Raw genomic sequence first — 17,456 nt, 5'->3', positions numbered from 1 at the left:
ACGCGTAGGGACGCCCCGACCCCGCCACCACCGCCATCAGCGCCCGCGCCGCGCCCCAGCGCAAGCCCGCCAGCGAGTGCACGTGGATCAGGACCGGCGCCAGCTGCCCGACGAACTCCGCGAGCTCGGCCGCGTCGCGCGGCAGGTACAGGCTGTCGAGGTTGGGCAGGTACAGGAACTCGGGGCCGCGATACGAGACGTGGACCTCGAGGTTGCGGGTCCGGTCGACCTGCAGCAGCACCACGCTCAGGCCCTCGGCCCGGGCCTGCGCGACCATGTCGTCGATGTGCCGCTGGATGCCCCCGCCCCAGCTGTGGGTCACGTACAGCAGCGCCCGGCCGGCGAAGTGCCGGGCCAGCCGCGCCCGGTCGAGCCGCGCCCGCCCGCGCCGGCCGGGATCGGCCTGGACGAACTGCCCGACCCGGGCCGGGTAGTCGGGGTGCTTGGCGAGCAGCGCCGCCTGGCCCTGGTCGTACTCGCCGCCCGCGTCGAGCCCGAACGAGATCTGGCCGGCATGGTGGACGAACACGTCCTCGGCGAGCAGGTTGACGAAGCCGGCCTTGGTGGCGCGCAGGCACCAGTCGTTCTCCTCGCCGTAGCCCTTGCCGAAGGCCTCGGCGTCGAGGTCGCCGACGGCGTCGAGGGCGGCGGCGGTCATGTACATGCAGAAGCCGACGCCGGTGGGCACGGGCACGGCGCGGCCGCGGTTGACCTGCGCGGCCACGCGGTCGAGGTCGGGCCGGGCGATCTCCAGCGGCATGGTGTTGTTGGCGTTGAAGCGCGGGTAGGAGCAGATCGTGGCGTTGTTGGACAGGGGCGTGACGCTGCCCACGGGCAGCCCCGCGCCCATCCCTGCGCCGGCCCCTGCCCCGGCCTCTGCTTCCGTGCCGGACCCGGCCTGAGGGTCTGCCTGCGGTTCGGCGTGGGCGACGAGGCGGTCGAGCCAGTCGCCGAAGACTTCAGCGTCGGAGTTGAGCAGGACGACGGCGCGGCCCTGGCGCAGGCCGAGGGCGCGGTTGACCGAGCGGACGAAGCCGAGGTTGTGCTCGTTCTCGACGAGGTGGAACAGGCCGCGGCCGGCGAGGGCGGCCAGCTCCGCGGTGAGCTGCGGGTCGGGGGAGCGGTCGTTGACGGCGAGCAGGGTGAAGGGGGTGGCCTGGGGCGCCGACAGGCAGGCGTGGAGGGCGCGCAGGGTCTCGCCGCGGCCCTTGTAGACGGGGACGATGACGACGACGCGGGCCTGCGCGATGGGCAGGGCCGGGGGCAGGCGGTCCCATTCGTCGGCGGCCGGGGCCTCCATGGGCGGGTAGGTGCCGAGATCCTCGGGGCAGCCCATCAGCCCGGCGGCCCGGCCCGCGCGCACGTAGTGCAGGAACGGCGACTCCCCGGGACCCAGCAGGTGCCCGTAGGCCCGGCGGTAGAAGCGGGTCGAGAAGGTCTTGCTCGGGTCGCGGTCCTCTTCCTGGCCGTGGGACAGGAAGTGGATCGCCGGGCCATTCTCGAAGCCGCGCGTGTCCGGGTAGCGCTTGAGGTACCAGGGCGCGTCGAAGAGCGGCTCGATCAGGCGGGCCTGCTCGAACAGGTCGGCGTCCTCCTCGGCCGGCGGCGCGCCGTAGCGCGGATCGAAGGCGTCGCCCGCGAGGTCGTCGCCCCGCAGCAGGGCCCGGGCGAGGTGGTGGACGAAGGGCGCGAGGCCCGTCGCCTCCGCGGAGGGGTGGTGCGCGCGGTAGGCCCAGCCGTTGAAGTCGGGCCTGGGGTTGCGGCCCTTCCGCCAGCCGGTGTCGCAGTAGTCGCGCACCGCGTCCTCCGCCTCCGACAGGCCGTAGCGCGCCCGGTAGAAGCCGTGGTCGAAATGCCCCGCCACCAGACGCGCCTGCAAATCCAGGAACGCGTCCCGGTCGAGAGTCTCCTGCCCGATCGCCCCGAGCCAGGCCGTGTCCTCGACCGGCGCCCGCGCCGGCCGCAGCCCGCAGACCCGCAGCAGCGCCGCCAGCGTCGAGCGCCCCGGGCCCGGGTCGCGCAGCTCCCGCCAGCCCGCCTCGGCGAAGTGCAGGAACGGCTCGCGCCCGCCCACGTCCGGGTAGGTCGCCCGGTACCAGTCCGCGTCCACCGCCGGCAGGTTCAGCCGGTGCGGCTCAGCGAACGGCTCGGCCCCCGTCAGCCGGGTCTCGGCGACGTAGCGGAAGAACGGGTCGTCGCTGACCGCCCGGCTGCCGGACCGCGCCTGCACGTAGCCGGCCGGGTCGAAGTCCGGCCGCGGGCCGATCCGCGCCCGCCAGCCCTCCGCCACGTAGTGGCGCAGCAGCGCCGCGTCCGAGGCCCCGGCCAGCGCCTCGGCCTGCGGTCCGGGCAGGCGCCGCCGGTAATGGGCGGCGTCGAAGTAGGGGGCGAGCGTCTCGATCCGCAGGGCGAGCGCGGCCTCCGGGTCGGGGCGGGCGGGTCCGCCGTGAAGGACGTAGTGCACCAGCGGGTTCCGGGTGGCGAAGGTGATCCCGCGGCTGAAGCAGTAGGCCAGGGTGTCGAACTGCGGCGCCGGCTCGCGGCCCTCGCGCCAGCCGGAGGCCATGTAGTGGTCGACCGGGTCGACGCCGGCGGCGGCGAGGTCGGGGTTGCCGGCGAGATAGTAGGCGCCGTCGACGAGGCGGCGGGCGAGGCGGTGGGCCTCGGCCGTGTCGGGCTTGGGCAGGGCGGCCGCCTCCCCCTCCCCTTCACGTCCGGCGCGGCGGCGCGCGAGGGCGTGCAGGAGCGGGTTGATGCCGGCGCGGGCGAGGTGGGGATGGCGGGCGAGGTAGGCGGCGGAGTCGAAGTCGGGGCGCGGGTCGCGCCCCGCGCGCCAGCCGTGGACGAGGTAGTCGCGCACCGGGTCGGCCGCGATCCCGTACCAGCTCGCGTAGAACGCCGCGTCGAAGTGGGCTGCCAGGGCGGCGATCTGCGCGTCCGCGGTGACGAGATCGTCCGCCGCCGGCAGGCCGCGGCGGGCGGCCAGCCGGATCAGCGGGTTGCCGCTCGCGCGGACCGGGCCGGATCGCGCCCAGCGATGGTACAGGCCGCGGATCCGCTTCAACGCGCGGCGCCCGCTCTGTCGCGCGACAGCCGCCGATCGCGGTCGGAGGCCGTGCCGGAAGAGGTGCTTTGTTCGAGACCTGAGGCTCGGGTGAGCATGTGTTCGCGCGGGCTGGATCGAAGGCGTGTCGGCGCGCCGGGCAAGGGGCCGCGCCGACGGCCCATCGCCCTAACGGAACGCGCGCGCGGGGTAAACAACGGCGCCCCCTGCCCCGCGTCCCGCGCGCGCCGCCGGTGCGGTCAGATCAGGTCGGAGCGCCACGTCACGTTCTCCCGCACGATCCGCGCGGGGTTGCCGGCGGCCACGCAGTAGGCCGGCACCGTCCCGGTGACCACAGCGTGCGCGCCGACGATCGCGTTGTCGCCGATGACCGTGCCCTTGAGCAGGGTGGCCTGATTGGCGATCCAGACGTGGTTGCCGACCCGCACGGGCTTGGCCGGGTTCAGCCGCGTGCCGGTGTCCCGGGTGACGATGGAGTGGAAGTCGCTCGTCGTCATCCAGACGCCCGACGCGATCGAGCAGTCCGTGCCGATCTCGATCACCTCTCCCTCGACGGGGTTGAGATGGACGAGCCCCGTGAAGCCGGTCCGGTCGCCGATGCGCAGCACCGAGCCGGGGCCGATATAGATGTTGGCCATCGACAGCCGCACGTCCTCGCCGACGTCGAACCGACAGTTCGACTCGATGACGATGTGCATGTCCTTGTCGGACACGCAGCCCCTGCCTATGCGGATGTAGTTATTGTCGCCGTTGACGTAGATCTTTCCCGCTTGGCTGTGCTGATCCCGCGAATCAATGTCGATGACATTATTCTCCCCTTTGTCGAAGATATTCAAAGACATAATTCGCTCTGCGGGATCTATGAACGCCCCTGGGTGCGGCGCGGCCGACGCCCCGGAGCGGACGGCCGCAAATCGAACCCGCGGAAGGAAGCTCGCCTTCTGACATGACGATTACGGTATCGGCGTGCCGAGATCGGGATCCGTCGACATTCGGCGGTCGCGCCGATGCCTCCCAGCCGGCATCAGCGCTTCAGGAATGTCTCTAAGCCATCGGGCGCTGTCCTCACAACTCGCGCGGGGATCGGGCGCCCGTGGCCGGGCGCGGTCGGCGCGCCTCTCCGCGGCTGTTGACGCCGGGAGGCACCTGTGAGGTATGCCGTCAGCCAGCGAAATCATGGGATGAGGCCGTCCGATGGCTGAGGACAACACCCTGACGAAGGCCCTGGTGGACGTTCGGGCGCGCAGGGCCGCGCTGCAGAGCGACTACGACCGGATCGCGGCCGAGCTGACCAAGCTCCGGGCGGCGGAGGCGGCGCTGACCTCCATCGTCGAGGGCATCCCGTTGGAGGCCTCCGGTCTCTACGCGCCCGAGGGACCGCGGGCCGCCGCGGCCGACCGCGCCGCGCCCGCCTCCGGCGGACGGCGGGGCGCCCGCGGCCCCCGGGCCAACTCGGCCAAGGGGCGGCTGAAGGCGCTGCTCGGCTCGGCCGGCCCGCAGGGCCTGTCGCACGCCGAGATCGCGGAGCGGCTGCCCGACGTCGCGCCCAACACCCTCAACACTTATCTCAGCATGCTGGTGACCGGCGGAGAGGCGATCCGGAACGGCGACTTCTTCACCGCCGCCGCAGCCCCCGACGGGACCGAGGACGGTGACGCCGAGGCCGACCCGGAGGCGGAGGAAGAGGTCCGGCACGACGCCGCCGCGGAGTGACACCGGCACCAGGCTCGGACAGGGCCGTCCGATACGGTCCCGCGCCCGCCACGCCTCCGGGTCAGGCGGCCGCCGACATCCGGCGGATGATCGGCAGCATCAGCGCGCTCGGAGCGGCGGCCGGCACGGGGAAGATCGTGGCGGTCTGGTCCGTCTTCACCCGGGGCAACCGCTCGATCACGGTCCGCAGATTCGGGAGCGTCCGCGCCAGGATCGCGGCGAGCGTCTCGCCCGCGATCTTGGCCATGACGTACTCCAGGGTGTCGCGGGGCGCCTCGTCGATGGCGCTGGTCGACGGGTAGAAGGCCGCCACGGCGTCGCTGCGCTCCAGGCAGAACTGGCTCAGCTCGTAGAACGCACTGTTGTAGACGCGCATCATCTCGTCCAGGCAGGCCGGCTCGAAGGGGGCGCGCTTCTGGCGGAAGATGCGGGGCGTCGCGAAATGGTAGAGCTGCGACGGGCGCATCGCCAGCGCCGCGAGCTGCGCGGCAGCTGGCTCGGCGGCGTCGTAGCGCAGAACCTGGCAGCGCCCGCCGGCGTCGCGGATCTCCCGGGCGATCGCCTCCGCCTCGTCGGCGCCGGATGCGTAGGTGATGCAGACCGCCCCGCCCCCGGCGGCGATCAGCTTGGCGGTCGCGGCGCCGAGGCCCCGGGACCCGCCGACGATCAGCGCCGACACCGCCGCGAAGGCGCCCGGCTCCACCAGCGCCGCGAGGTCCCGCAGGCTCTCCTGCTCCACCGGCCGCGGGCGGACGAAGCCCTCGACCCGGGCGACGAGGCCGGGGCCGACGGCGTCCAGCGTCACCGATTGCAGCATCGGCTGGAACCGCTTCACCGCGTAGCCGAGGCGCGAGCCGGTGCCGCTCTCTGTGACGGTCACGTCGATCTTCGAGAGGATCGAGTGGAGGCCGGGCACGAACATGCCGACGAGCGTCGAGAGGCCGCCCAGGGCCGCGACCCGGCCGGGGCCGAGGGCGCGGGCGAGGCGCGGCGCCAGCGCGGCGATCGCCGCCGGGTCCGGCAGCGCGAAGGCGCCGGCGAGGCCCGGCAGTGCCGCCGGATCGCGGGCGACCGGCTCGGCGGGGATCGCGGTCGGCGCCGCCTCGACCGGTTGGTCCGGGGCCCGGTCCGCCGCGAAGGTCGCCTGGATCGTCAAGGTGCGCACGCCGTCCACCGCCAAGGACAGGCGCAGCTGCCGCGCGTCCGCCTCGTGGACCGTCAGGACGGTGCGGTCCCCGACCAGCACGAACCGCTCGAAGCGCATCTGGAGCGTCGCGAGCCGGTCGAGGGGATGGGCGTCGGCGCAGGCATCGAGGGCCCAGAGGGCGGCGTGGACGCCGTGGACGGCGCGCTCGCCGGCCAGCGTCCGCCGGGCCATCCGCGCGTCCATGTGCATCGGGTTCACGTCGCCGGTCGCCCGCGCGAAGGCGGCCTGATGGGCTTCGGTCCAGGTCCGCGTCGTCGCGGCGGCGTCGTCCGAACCGGATCCGTTCATCGCGCAGCTCCTCCTCGGCCAGTCCCCGCTCCGGCCGGGCTGGCCGGCCGCCGGATGCCCGGCCCCTTGCTTTATGGCACGCGATCTCGCAAGAGGGCGGCGCTCGCACGCACGGAAAGGGGCCGGTCGATCGCCGGAGGGCAGGCATCCGCAGGGTGTCGCAGGGACCGGTATCGAGGATGACCACGGCTCGCGCCCTGTCGATCGGTTTCGTCGGTAACGTCGTCACCAACCCGTTCGGGAAGGTGGCGGGCCGCCTCGCGGATCTCGCCACGGTCTCGTGCGAGCATCTCCCCATCGGGCAGATCGAGCAGGTGCTGGCGGGGCCCGCCGCCGCCGACGTCCTGATCGTGCATCTCGACCACCGCTGGTTCTTCGACGTCGCCCCGGACGAGGCGGCCGTGGACCGCGCGCGCGGCCTCGCCGAGCTGGTCTCGGCGCGGCTCGCCCGGGCGCCGGGCACGATCATCCTCAACACCGTGCCGTTCGTGCCGGTCTCGTCCGTCGAGAGCGACCTCCACGACCAGCTTCAGGCGCTGGCGCGGGTGAACGCGGTGCTGTTCGACCTCGCCCGGGCGCAGGAGCGGGTCAGCGTCGTCGACGCCGCCGGCGCCCTGGCGCTGCTCGGATTCGCCAACGCCTTCCGCGAGCGCAACCGGTACATGTACCAGATGCCCTACGCCCCGGCCGCCGTGGACGCGCTCAGCGAGCGCTACGCCGACGCCGTCGCGGCGCGGCTGCGGGCACGGCGCAAGGTGGTGGTGGTCGACGCCGACAACACCCTCTGGGGCGGCGTCGTCGGCGAGGACGGCGTCGAGAACCTGGAGGTCGACAGCGACTATCCGGGCATCGTCCACACCCAGCTCCAGCGCCAGCTCCTGCGCCTGAAGGGCCTCGGGATCCTGCTCTGCGCGGTGACGAAGAACAACGAGGAGGATTTCCGCGCGGTCTTCGCCCAGCGCGCGATGCCGCTCCGCCTCGACGATTTCGTGGCCTACCGCAGCAACTGGACGGAGAAGAGCGAGAACATCCGCGACCTCGCCGCGGCCCTGAACCTCGGCCTCGACAGCTTCATCTTCCTCGACGACAACCCCTTCGAGATCGAGGAGGTCCGCGCCCGCCTCCCCGGAGTTGAGTGCCACCTGTTCGACCGGACGCGCCCCGAGCAGGCGCTCACCCTCCTCGACGGGATCGCGTCGCTGCGCGCCCGGAACGTCACCGCCGAGGACCTGGCCAAGACCGAGCAGTACCGCGGCGAGGCTCAGCGCCAAGAGCTGCAGCGCTCCGCCGCCTCGATGGACGAGTACCTCGCCTCCCTCGAGATCCGGGTGCACGTCGCCCGCAACAACCCGGGCTCCCTGCGGCGGGTCACGCAGCTGATCAACAAGACCAACCAGTTCAACCTGACGACCCGGCGCTACACCGAGGATGAGGTCGCCACCGCCATGCGGGAGGGCGGCGTCTACGCGGCCCGGGTGGTCGACCGGTTCGGCGACATGGGCATCGTCGGGGTCGCCATCATCCGGGGCGGCGAGCTCGAGACGTTCCTGATGAGCTGCCGGGCGCTCGGACGCCGCATCGAGGCCCAAATTCTGCGCCACGTCTGCCAGCAGGAGGGCGATCGGGACCTGAAGGCCCGGTATCGCCCGAGCGCGAAGAACCGGATGGTCGAGAGCTTCCTCGACGACAACGGCTTCGAACCCTTGAGCGCTGGCCCCGAGGGCAAGACGTACCGACTGACACGAGGACCGGATGACACCCCCTACATCCACATCGTCGCGGAGTGACCGCGGCGCCGTCGAGGCGGCTGCCCGCGCGACCTTCGCGCGGCTCGTCGAGACCTGGGGGCGCCCGGACCTGGAGAATCCCGGGCCCGAGGACGACGTCTACGAGCGGCTCGATTCCTTCGCGGTGGTAGAGCTCCTCCTCGAGACGGAATCCGAGATCGAGCGGACGGTCGGCCGCTACGTGCCGCTCGCCAACGAGAGCATCCTCGACAGCACGAAGTCGCCGCTCCGCCGCTTCCAGGGCTGGATCGACTACGTCGCCGAGACGGTCGAGCATGGCTGACCTGCGGTTCTCGCGCGCGACCCTGGCGGGGCTCGTCACCACGGTCGGCGCGCGCGTCCAGGCCTTCGACGACGAGGCGGCCGGACTCGGGCTCGCCCCCGAGGAGGCGGAGCGCCTCAAGCGGGCCATGGGCTTCGCGACCCGGCACATTGTCGCCGATCCCGCCACCACGACGGCGGATCTCTGCCTGCACTCGGCGCGCCACCTCCTGCGCGGTCTCGACCTGCAGCCCGACGCCGTCGACGGCCTGATCCTCGTCACCCAGACGCCGGATTACAGCTCCCCGTCGACCGCGATCGGGATGCAGCATCGCCTCGGCATGCGGACCGACACGCTCTGCTTCGACATCCGCCTCGGCTGCAGCGGCTTCGTCTACGGGTTGTCGGTCGCCTACAGCCTGGTCGAATCCGGCGTCGAGCGCGTCCTCCTCTGCGTCGGCGACGTCGCGAGCCGCATGGTCGCGACCGGGGACCGATCGATCACGCCGATCATGGGCGACGCCGGCGCAGCGGTGCTGATCGAGCGGCGCGAGAGCGAGAGCTTCTTCCAGCTACACAGCGACGGCTCGGGCGAGAAGGCCCTGTTCATCCCGCACAGCGGCCTCCGGGCCGACGCCGAGGATGCCGACAAGCCCGGCACCATGCACATGGACGGGGCGCAGGTCTTCAACTTCACCCTCAAGCGCGTGCCGCCGCTGATCGAGGGCATCCTGGCCTTCTCGGACACGCGCGCCGAGGACGTCGACTTCCTGGTCCTGCACCAGCCGAACAAGTACATCCTCAAGAACCTCCAGCGACGCCTCGGGCTCGACGACAGCAAGCTTCCGACCGGCACCCAGTCGGTCTACGGCAACCAGAACTCGGCCTCGATCCCCGGCACGATCTCGGGCTTCCTCGCGGAAGCCTATGCGGGCCGGCGGGTGCGCTCGCTGCTCGCCGGATTCGGGGTCGGGCTGAGCTGGGGAGCCTGCACGATCACCACCGACCGGATCTTCGCGCCCCCGGTCATGACCTACGAGGAGACCATCAAATGACCGAGGGCGCATTCTTGGACGAACTCGGCACGATCCTCGACCAGCCAGGGCCGCTCGCTCGCGGGCAGAGCCTCGGGGAGATCGAGACCTTCGACTCGCTCGGCATCCTCAACATCATGGCGCTCTACGACACGCTGGGCCTCGAGGTGGATCCGCAGCGGATCGCCGGGGCGGCGACCACCGACGACCTGATCGCGCTGGCCGGCGCGAAGCTGCAGGCCTGAGCCGATGTCTGAGCCGTTGCCAGGGGAGCACGTCCTCGTCGTCGGGGCCAGCAGCGGCATAGGCCGCGCCGTCGCCGAGCGCTTCCGCGCGGGCGGCGCGCGGATTACCGCCCTCGCCCGGCGGGCGGACCGGCTCGCCGAGTTGGAGGCCCTCGGCTGCGCCGCCGTCGCGGCCGACGTCACCGACCTTCCGACGATCGGCGGCGTGCTGCAGGCGGCGGTGGCCGAGCGGGGGCTCCTGACCGGGCTCGTGTACTGCGCGGGCGTCCAGGTCATCAAGCCGATGCGCAGCCTCGGCGTGGAGGAGGTCGAGCGCCTCTATCGCACCAACCTCGTCGCGCCGACCCTGTTCGCCGCCGCCTTCGGCAGCGCCCGCGTCTCGACCCGGGACGCGGTGTTCTGCGCGGTCTCGTCCGTCGCGGCGCAGCGGCCTGAGCCAGCGATCGTGCCCTACGCCGCCTCCAAGGCGGGCCTCGACGCCTTGATCAAGGGGCTCGCCCGGGAACTCGCACCCCGGCGCGCCGTCGGCGTCGCCCCCGGCTGGCTCGACACCGAGATGACCCAGGCCCATGCCCGCCTGTACGGCGCGGAGTTTATGGAGGCGCTTGAGAAGCGTAGCCCCGTGGGCGCCGCGACCGTCGAATCCGTGGTCGACGCCATCGCGTTCCTGATGTCGCCGCAAGCCCAGCACGTCACCGGCGAGATCCTCCGGGTCGATGGCGGGGCCATGCTGTGACCGGGCCGGGGCAGCGTCTCGCGCTGATCGGCGGCGGCGGATTCTCCAAGGAGATCGCCGAGGTCGCGCAAATGTGCGGCTACACTGTGGATGCAACTTATTCGAGCCAGCCGAGTGCGCAGGTCGGCACCTACCGGGGCTATCTCGACGAACTGCTGGCTGACCGCGCCGCGTATGCAGGTGTGGCCCTGGCCGTGGGCGGGGTGAGCCGGGCGGCAATCCAAGCGCGGACCGAGATTATCGCGTGGCTCGACCGCCACGCCCTGCCCTGCCCGCCCCTGGTTTCGCCGCATGCAATCGTTAGCCAGGGCGTCGCTATGGGTGCGGGTGCGTTCGTGGCGCACGGGGTAATCGTCAACGTCGATGCGCGGTTGGGGCGGTTCTGTGTGGTGAACACTGGCGCGATCATCGGACACGATGCCGAGATCGGCGACAACACAACAATCTCGCCGGCGGCGTTTATCGGTGGGCGCTGCGCGATCGGCGCGGACAGCTTGGTCGGCCCGCTGGCCAAGGTGCTACAGGGGCTCAAAGTCGGCGAACGGGCGATGATAGGCATGGGCTGTACCGTGCTACGCGCCGTGCCCGATAATGGCGTGATCTGGCCGAGGCCGGATAATCCTGTGCTCGCATCAGATCGCGGGTGAGCCGATCCGAGCCTGACTGGTTAGTGACGTCCCCCTGACGTCCCCCCATCGCTTTGGTCCGGCGTGAGTGCGAGTTTTCCGGTTTTGTGAGACCCTGACGGGAGGAGCAGAGCCGTGAAGAAGAGCAGGTTCACCGAAGAGCAGATCGCCTTCGCGCTGAAGCAGGCCGAGACCGGGACACCGGTTGCGGAGGTGCTGCGCCGGATGGGCATGTCCGAGCAGACATTCTACCGCTGGAAGAAGCTCTACGGCGGCTTGGGCACAGGCGAGTTGCGGCGGCTGAAGCAGCTCGAGGACGAGAACCGCAAGCTCAAGCAGCTCGTGGCCGATCTGAGCCTCGACAAGCACATCCTGCAGGACGTGCTCGCAAAAAAGCTCTGACGCCTGATCGGCGACGCGCGCTCGTGCACCAGGTTCAGGAGTCGCACGGGGTGAGCGAGCGGCGCGGCTGCGCCGCGCTCGGCGTCGGCCGGTCGAGCGTCCGCTACCGCTCGACCAAGCCCGATCAGGCACCGCTGCGGATGCGCATCTGTGATCTGGCCAAGAGCCGGGTGCGCTACGGGTACTTCCGGATCTACATCCTGCTGCGCCGGGAGGGCTGGCGGATAAATCACAAGAGGATCCACCGTCTCTACCGGGACGAGGGTCTCAGCCTGCGGCTCAAGCGACCGCGCCGGCACGTCAGCGCGGCACACCGTGAGCGTCAGCCTGCTGCGCTCCGGCCGAACGAACGCTGGTCGATGGACTTCGTCTCCGACGCGCTGTTCGACGGCCGCCGGCTGAGGGCCCTGACGGTCGTCGATGCATTCACACGCGAGGCTCAGGCGATCGAGGTCGACCAGGGCATCAAAGGCGAACAGGTCGTGGCTGTCGTCGGCCGCTTGGCGCTGCTGCGCGGAGCACCGTGCGCGATTCAGGTCGATAACGGGCCTGAGTTCGTCTCGAAAGCCCTCAACCGCTGGGCCTACGAGAACGGCGTCACGTTGGACTTCTCACGGCCTGGCAAGCCGACCGACAACGCGCTGGTCGAGTCGTTCAACGGCCGTCTGCGCGACGAGTGCCTGAACGCGAACTGGTTCTTGTCGTTGGCCGACGCGAGGAGCAAGATCGAGACGTGGCGGCGGCACTACAACGAGAGCCGTCCTCACACCGCCCTGGGGTGGCTGACGCCCCAGGAATTCGCCTTGGCGGCGGCCCTGCAGGCCGCCGAATGAGACCCGGAGGCTCACCTTTCGGCCGGACCAAGATCCGGGGGACCCTCACGCGCCATCGTCAAGCTCCGTTCTTCTTCCACGAATGGAGAACGCGCGCGGAAGCCAGACGAAATGACGAAGATCCATCAATCCGGAGCAAGTCCAGTCGTCGTCGAACGCGCCGGTCTCGTACTTCTGCACCCAGACCGCACGAGGTTGCGCGAGCGATCGTGGCGCTTGGCCAGGCCGTGCAATGTCTCGCTGGACGGGTACTCCTGCACGACCTAACGCTTGAGCGCGACGTTGTGGGAACGGTCTTGTGCCATGGACTTCATCCTTGGAAGACCCGGCCATCCGTTCAATTCGCCCTGCCCGATCCATCCACCGCCAGAGGCCCACTTCAGAGGACCGCTATAACAATGCGAAATTTGGTTTTCTCACGGCTTGCCATGTAACTGAATATCAGCTCATTCATCACACCCATTAATTTGCTCCAACGCACGTCTCTCATCCCGCCACAGATTGCCGTAATCGACGCCTTCCCACCCACGCATCCACGGCCCACCTCGTGTGAAATGCACTGCCCGTGGAGGCGGAGATACTACGGGATAGGATCCTTCAAGCCAATTCCAATCCTTTGAGAGGGGATGAAGATCTTCGTCAGCAAGCCAACAAAAGCGATGAAGATCTCGGCCAGGCAGTGCATTGAGCATGTCTATATTGAGATTAAAGTTTTTCTCATTCTTAAGATTGAAAAGCATCAGGCTTGACCAATTCTTTCTCAAATATAGCAGCTGAGCCTGCCCGTCCATCTTAAGTTCTTCTTTCGGCGCATACTGATGTTGAACACAGCATAAAGCCTTGCTTGCGTCGGCTTCTGCGATGAGCTCTTTCACATCTCCCAACCAAAGAAAATCACAATCGCAGAAAAGAGCCCAATCATTGTTCTCTCCATCAGCAGAAGCTAAAAGCGGAACAAAAAAACGAGATATCGCGAACTCGGTGCTCATTGGGGCTTCCGATATTGTGTCCCATAACCGACCATCGCGACGTTCCGTAACCCTGGTGTACAAACCAGCATCACGCAAATGGTCGAGCTTTATGGGCCTAATCGAAAGATCTATGCTTGAGCGCGATCGCAACGAATGCTCACATACTTCGTAAGCCTCTGTCTCCCTTGCGTCCCATCCAATATAAATAGGCAAAGCCACATGTGCCTCCATTGTCTGCAAGGAGTTCAATTACCAACTTTGCGGATCGACCGCAAGGCACGGGCTAGCAATCGAAGCGGAGCAGTTGACCGCCAGTATACGCTATTGATTATTTCACGGTTTTTTGCATTGAGCTCGCAGACTTGTTTAGTGAGTAATTCATGCTCCGATATAACTCTATCATTTTCCTCGCGTAGATCCGAGATTTTTAGCATATCGGCATCAATTTGTGCCTTGAGAGAAGCTGCCGCCTGATTTGCCAATTGTGTCGCACGCATACTTTCGACGATTTGGCTGAGCAGCGTCGACATAACAGCAGTCTGCTCACTAAGCCTGCAAGTATCCGATGACTTGAGGTGATTCGAAAATTTCTCGTAAAATTTTTCATCCACTTTTTCTGCATATTTATCTTTGAACTTAGTCGAAAAAGACTTTAGTGACGCAAGGTCAGATTCATTATTCAGTGCCTGTTGAAGCCATTCAAACGGTCTTGTTGTAATTCCATCAAATTCGACTGGCTGGCCAGTTTCGTAAACTAAAGTCGGCCTAGACGTTATAGATGCGTCAACAATTAGACTTGAAGGTGAAGTTGCGACTAAATCAACGAAGGGCAAAACTCGTGATAACGAAAGATCGGCGAGAAGGCCGACGACTTCATCGTACAGCCTGACGTTTGACTGATTTATAGGCTGAAACGTATTGGCTCTATCCAGTGGATGAGGGCGAATAATGAACAGCACGTCTTTATTTTTTTCGACAACGCTGCAAATTTGATCTAAGAAACCATCATCGATGTTGTTTATGCCCCAGCGACCACGTAAATTTTTGGTACCAATTAGAACAGTTCTGGTGTATTTATCGGCCTCGTAGCCGAATTTTAGACTTAGATTCCGCGGGCTGCAAATCAGATGATCGGCAAATTTGGCCGAACCAATTTCCATTACCTGGTCCGCGGGTAGCATGCCCCAGGGCACTTTAGCTTTCAAAATCGAATGAGTTCGCTCATTCAATCTACGTCTTTCTTCGCTGCTATAGAGCACGACATTTTCGGAGGCAAAGGTAAGTATAGCCTGCTCAAATGGTCGGGGCCAGATACCGTGCTGAAACAAATAAGTTTGGCACCCATGTAGGCGCGCCAAAGCAACGACCTCCTGCGACATTAGATGGGGAGTGGCAGTGGATTCGGCGCCGGTTACTAATATCTGCCCCTTGATTTTCTCCCACGGGAGATCCGAGGTGTTATTGAAAATGATAGCCTCGACGCCATTCCGATTTAGATAGCCATGTATCGCTCTTAACATATCAGATTGGATCGCCCCTGGCCTTATTAGAAAGCGCGCTTGCGACCTTGGAATTACATCAAGGAGCGGGCGAAATAGTGACCATTCCTGTTGGTAATGCAAATTGAAGTTTATAACTTTGTCATCTGAAAATTTAAATTGTTTCCTTTTTTCCTTGCGATATGACACATCGACAATTTCTTCGATTGCCGCTTCGACCGTGCTGTGCGATATGCCTCGATCTACCTTTTCAAAGACTAAATATATTGGCTCGCCCGAATTGACATCATCGAACATGTCGGCTGCTTGCCATCTGCTTATAAGCAACAGGTCGTCTGTTTCTGAAAAAATCGGCACTGATGTTGCGCTCTTAAACATATCGTTCTTGACCAAACGAAAGCCACAAGCGCTAAATGCTCCAATCCAAGCTTGTATCGGCATAATAGTGGCGTGAAGAAGATTGTCGAAGGCACTTGGCCGTGTGGAGATTGATACGACGAGAAATTTATGAGTTAAACTGTATAGATTATATACTGCGGCGGAGACGTGCTCTTTATCGATATGCTCCAGCACGTCGAAACAGGTAGTTACAAACGTATCGCCCCCTTCTGAAACTTTCTGCAAAATAGATTTGATTTGCGTTATATCGTATTCTGCCAAGCTAAATTTTAGGACAGGCGAGCCTGGCAGAGCGCCATAATCTGTCGTCGTCGTCTCGATGTCGAACGCTTTGAGCTCTTTTCCAAGCCCCCCTTGCCCACCACTTACGTCAAGGAGGCATTTTGCATCAACACTTCGACAAAACTCAGCCACGATTGGTGGGAGTACCGCTCGATTGAAGCTCGTGTGATCTCCGCGGCGCCGGCGGTATGCATCATTATAGATGCTCGAATAATCTGTTACTGAGCAATACAAGTTCAAATCTCCGCCATGATTTAGATAATTATCAGCTTCAGGACCAGTACTTGTTGCCAAGCCGATTGTTGTGACGCTTAATGAAATGAATGATTGCGAGCTAATCTTTCATGTTCGCCTCGTTGTTATTATCTGTCTGGTCCACGCTGTTTTAATTCATCACAGCCCGATTGCTAGATTTTACTTGCGGCGGAGAGCATCGCTCATGAGATCTTGGTTTTATAAACAGAGTAATATCAGGCTATGGCGGTCGGTTCCTCCGGTCGCCTCTATCGCTCTCCGCCTCAGAGGTCCGATGTTCCGTGTGAATTGCGTTAGTGCGCTTGCTGGCGTGATCGGCCCAGGCTGTTTGAGCTATCGAACGCCGCTTGTAGCAGGTCGTCAGGATCAAGAAAGCCTGCCGCGTTCATGTGAGCGTAGCGGAGTGACGACCCTCAACATAGCTATATTACCTGGTTGAGAATGATGGGGTCGGCAGCCGGGCTTGTGATGGCTTCACAGATATTTGCGCGTCGCCAGTAGTGTGTCGAGGGCTCAAAGTATTATGCGCCGCGGCGGACGAACTTACTCATTTTTGAAACGCAGAGAAAGATCTTGATGACATAGAAACAGATTTAGATTGTCGTTGGGTGAAATGAGAAAGAAAATTCGGAGATCAGGTCTAAATTGTATCTGAGCTCAGATGAGGTCCGCAGTAATGAAGGGCAGAAAGCATCTCGTCATTCCGACGGGATGAAATCAACTTTCGATTTACGTGGTGCAAATTATTGACATGATTCTTCACATGTAGTTGCGGAACACTAAATTTATTAATTCAAGCCTCGTCGCTGAGGCGCTTGATGTCGGCGTCGACCATCTCGGTGATCAGCGCCTCGAGGCTGGTCTCGGCCTCCCAGCCGAAGGTCGCCTTGGCCTTGGCCGGGTTGCCCAGCAGCACCTCGACCTCCGCCGGCCGGAACAGCGCCGGGTCGACGATCAGGTGGTCGTCCACCTTCAGGCCGACATGCTTGAACGCGATCTCGCACATGTCCCGCACCGTCGTGGTCCGGCCGGTCGCGATCACGTAATCGTCCGGGCGGTCCTGCTGAAGCATCAGCCACATCGCCTTCACGTAGTCCCGGGCGTGGCCCCAGTCGCGCTTGGCGTCGATGTTGCCGAGCCGCAGCTCCTTCTGCTTCCCGAGCTTGATCCGCGCCACCGCGTCGGTGACCTTGCGGGTGACGAACTCGACGCCGCGCAGCGGGCTCTCGTGGTTGAACAGGATGCCGTTCGACGCGTGCAGCCCGAAGCTCTCGCGGTAGTTGATGGTCATCCAGTGCGCGTACAGCTTGGCCACGCCGTAGGGCGAGCGCGGGTAGAACGGCGTCGACTCGCTCTGCTTGGCCTCCTGGATCAGGCCGAACATCTCCGAGGTCGAGGCCTGGTAGTAGCGCGCCTGGGGCGCCGCCGAGCGCAGGCATTCCAGCATGTGCACGGCGCCGAGGCCGGTGACCTGCCCGGTGAGCAGCGGCTGCTGCCAGGACGAGGTCACGAACGACTGGGCGGCGAGGTTGTAGATCTCGTCGGGCTTCGTGGCCTGGACGATGCGCAGCAGGGCGGACTGGTCGAGCAGGTTGCCGTCGACCAGCTCGACATCGTCGGTGATGCCGAGCCACTTCAACCGGTGGTCGAAAACGCCGGCGTGGCTGGAGCGCCGCACGATGCCGATGACGGCGTAGCCCTTCTGCAGGAGCAGCTGCGCCAGATACGCGCCGTCCTGGCCCGTCACACCCGTGATCAGCGCTCGCTTGGCCGTCATGAACCCGTCCCGTCCCGAAGATGCCCGGCTGCTACGACCCCGGCTTTATCCGCGTCAAGTTTGGGTTGGAGTTGACC

Annotated in this window: 14 protein-coding genes; 8 read left to right on the top strand and 6 right to left on the bottom strand. The window is 65.5% G+C overall.

Annotated elements, in window-relative coordinates; genetic code table 11:
* Together ACLBYB_RS28870 and ACLBYB_RS28865 are read right to left on the bottom strand one after the other, a co-directional pair.
* On the bottom strand, positions 1-3,064 hold a 3,064-nt coding region (locus tag ACLBYB_RS28870), incomplete at its 3' end, for a glycosyltransferase (protein WP_447700845.1).
* 239 nt (positions 3,065-3,303) lie between these two features.
* A complete protein-coding gene (locus ACLBYB_RS28865) occupies positions 3,304-3,777 on the bottom strand; it encodes an acyltransferase (protein ID WP_447700844.1) in 474 nt (157 codons plus the stop codon).
* A gap of 481 nt (positions 3,778-4,258) precedes the next feature.
* Here ACLBYB_RS28865 and ACLBYB_RS28860 point away from each other — a divergent pair, with 481 nt between their 5' ends.
* On the top strand, positions 4,259-4,777 hold the full coding sequence (locus ACLBYB_RS28860) for a hypothetical protein (RefSeq protein WP_447700843.1): 519 nt from the start codon (positions 4,259-4,261) through the stop codon (positions 4,775-4,777).
* 61 nt (positions 4,778-4,838) lie between these two features.
* Here the strand turns inward: ACLBYB_RS28860 and ACLBYB_RS28855 are convergent, their stop codons facing one another.
* Positions 4,839-6,272 (bottom strand): SDR family NAD(P)-dependent oxidoreductase, encoded by a 1,434-nt coding sequence (locus ACLBYB_RS28855; protein ID WP_447700842.1) that lies wholly within the window; start codon positions 6,270-6,272, stop codon positions 4,839-4,841.
* Between the two features lie 179 nt (positions 6,273-6,451).
* Between ACLBYB_RS28855 and ACLBYB_RS28850 the strand changes: the two genes are divergently transcribed.
* The 7 genes from ACLBYB_RS28850 to ACLBYB_RS28820 all read left to right on the top strand — a co-directional run bounded on the left by ACLBYB_RS28850 (position 6,452) and on the right by ACLBYB_RS28820 (position 12,196).
* The gene (locus ACLBYB_RS28850; protein WP_447700841.1) at positions 6,452-8,059 is read left to right on the top strand and encodes an HAD-IIIC family phosphatase; all 1,608 of its coding nucleotides are present in this window, start codon (positions 6,452-6,454) and stop codon (positions 8,057-8,059) included.
* Positions 8,025-8,342, top strand: coding sequence for a hypothetical protein (locus tag ACLBYB_RS28845; RefSeq protein ID WP_012318195.1), 318 nt, complete (start codon positions 8,025-8,027; stop codon positions 8,340-8,342). Before ACLBYB_RS28850 ends, ACLBYB_RS28845 begins: the two co-directional genes overlap by 35 nt.
* Complete coding sequence (locus tag ACLBYB_RS28840; RefSeq protein WP_447700840.1) at positions 8,335-9,375, top strand: ketoacyl-ACP synthase III; 1,041 nt, start codon at positions 8,335-8,337, stop codon at positions 9,373-9,375. Before ACLBYB_RS28845 ends, ACLBYB_RS28840 begins: the two co-directional genes overlap by 8 nt.
* Positions 9,372-9,599 carry a hypothetical protein gene (locus ACLBYB_RS28835; RefSeq protein WP_010685059.1) on the top strand — a complete coding sequence of 76 codons (228 nt, stop codon included), beginning with the start codon at positions 9,372-9,374 and terminating at the stop codon, positions 9,597-9,599. Before ACLBYB_RS28840 ends, ACLBYB_RS28835 begins: the two co-directional genes overlap by 4 nt.
* Before the next feature lie 4 nt (positions 9,600-9,603).
* Entirely contained in the window at positions 9,604-10,335 is a 732-nt protein-coding gene (locus tag ACLBYB_RS28830) for an SDR family NAD(P)-dependent oxidoreductase (RefSeq protein WP_447700839.1), read from the top strand.
* Positions 10,332-10,982, top strand: a complete 651-nt coding sequence (locus ACLBYB_RS28825) for an acetyltransferase (protein ID WP_447700838.1) — start codon at positions 10,332-10,334, stop codon at positions 10,980-10,982. The genes ACLBYB_RS28830 and ACLBYB_RS28825 overlap by 4 nt, the downstream gene beginning before the upstream one ends.
* 114 nt (positions 10,983-11,096) lie before the next feature.
* Positions 11,097-12,196, top strand: a protein-coding gene (locus ACLBYB_RS28820; protein WP_447700837.1) for an IS3 family transposase whose coding sequence is annotated in 2 segments (ribosomal slippage) — positions 11,097-11,349 and positions 11,349-12,196 — 1,101 coding nt in all. Because the reading frame shifts where the segments join, the coding sequence is not laid out codon by codon here.
* Positions 12,197-12,642: 446 nt separating this feature from the next.
* On the opposite strand, the gene ACLBYB_RS28815 is transcribed toward ACLBYB_RS28820, so the two are convergent.
* The 3 genes from ACLBYB_RS28815 to gmd all read right to left on the bottom strand — a co-directional run bounded on the left by ACLBYB_RS28815 (position 12,643) and on the right by gmd (position 17,379).
* Complete coding sequence (locus tag ACLBYB_RS28815; RefSeq protein ID WP_447700836.1) at positions 12,643-13,185, bottom strand: glycosyltransferase; 543 nt, start codon at positions 13,183-13,185, stop codon at positions 12,643-12,645.
* Positions 13,186-13,412: 227 nt separating this feature from the next.
* A complete protein-coding gene (locus ACLBYB_RS28810) occupies positions 13,413-15,479 on the bottom strand; it encodes a hypothetical protein (protein WP_447700835.1) in 2,067 nt (688 codons plus the stop codon).
* 916 nt (positions 15,480-16,395) lie between these two features.
* Positions 16,396-17,379, bottom strand: a complete 984-nt coding sequence (gene gmd, locus ACLBYB_RS28805; RefSeq protein ID WP_447700834.1) for a GDP-mannose 4,6-dehydratase — start codon at positions 17,377-17,379, stop codon at positions 16,396-16,398.
* Positions 17,380-17,456: the final 77 nt, after the last annotated feature.

The sequence above is a fragment of the Methylobacterium sp. D54C genome, assembly GCF_053345595.1.
The sequence above is the reverse complement of the archived record's forward strand: the minus strand, read 5'-3'. Positions and strand labels throughout refer to the sequence as shown.

Coding starts and splice junctions, on each gene's coding strand:
- ACLBYB_RS28830 (WP_447700839.1), top strand. CDS start 9,604: ATGTCTGAGCCGTTGCCAGGGGAGCACGTCCTCGTCGTCGGGGCCAGC.
- ACLBYB_RS28860 (WP_447700843.1), top strand. CDS start 4,259: ATGGCTGAGGACAACACCCTGACGAAGGCCCTGGTGGACGTTCGGGCG.
- ACLBYB_RS28850 (WP_447700841.1), top strand. CDS start 6,452: ATGACCACGGCTCGCGCCCTGTCGATCGGTTTCGTCGGTAACGTCGTC.
- ACLBYB_RS28815 (WP_447700836.1), bottom strand. CDS start 13,185: ATGAGCACCGAGTTCGCGATATCTCGTTTTTTTGTTCCGCTTTTAGCT.
- gmd (WP_447700834.1), bottom strand. CDS start 17,379: ATGACGGCCAAGCGAGCGCTGATCACGGGTGTGACGGGCCAGGACGGC.
- ACLBYB_RS28855 (WP_447700842.1), bottom strand. CDS start 6,272: ATGAACGGATCCGGTTCGGACGACGCCGCCGCGACGACGCGGACCTGG.
- ACLBYB_RS28835 (WP_010685059.1), top strand. CDS start 9,372: ATGACCGAGGGCGCATTCTTGGACGAACTCGGCACGATCCTCGACCAG.
- ACLBYB_RS28840 (WP_447700840.1), top strand. CDS start 8,335: ATGGCTGACCTGCGGTTCTCGCGCGCGACCCTGGCGGGGCTCGTCACC.
- ACLBYB_RS28845 (WP_012318195.1), top strand. CDS start 8,025: ATGACACCCCCTACATCCACATCGTCGCGGAGTGACCGCGGCGCCGTC.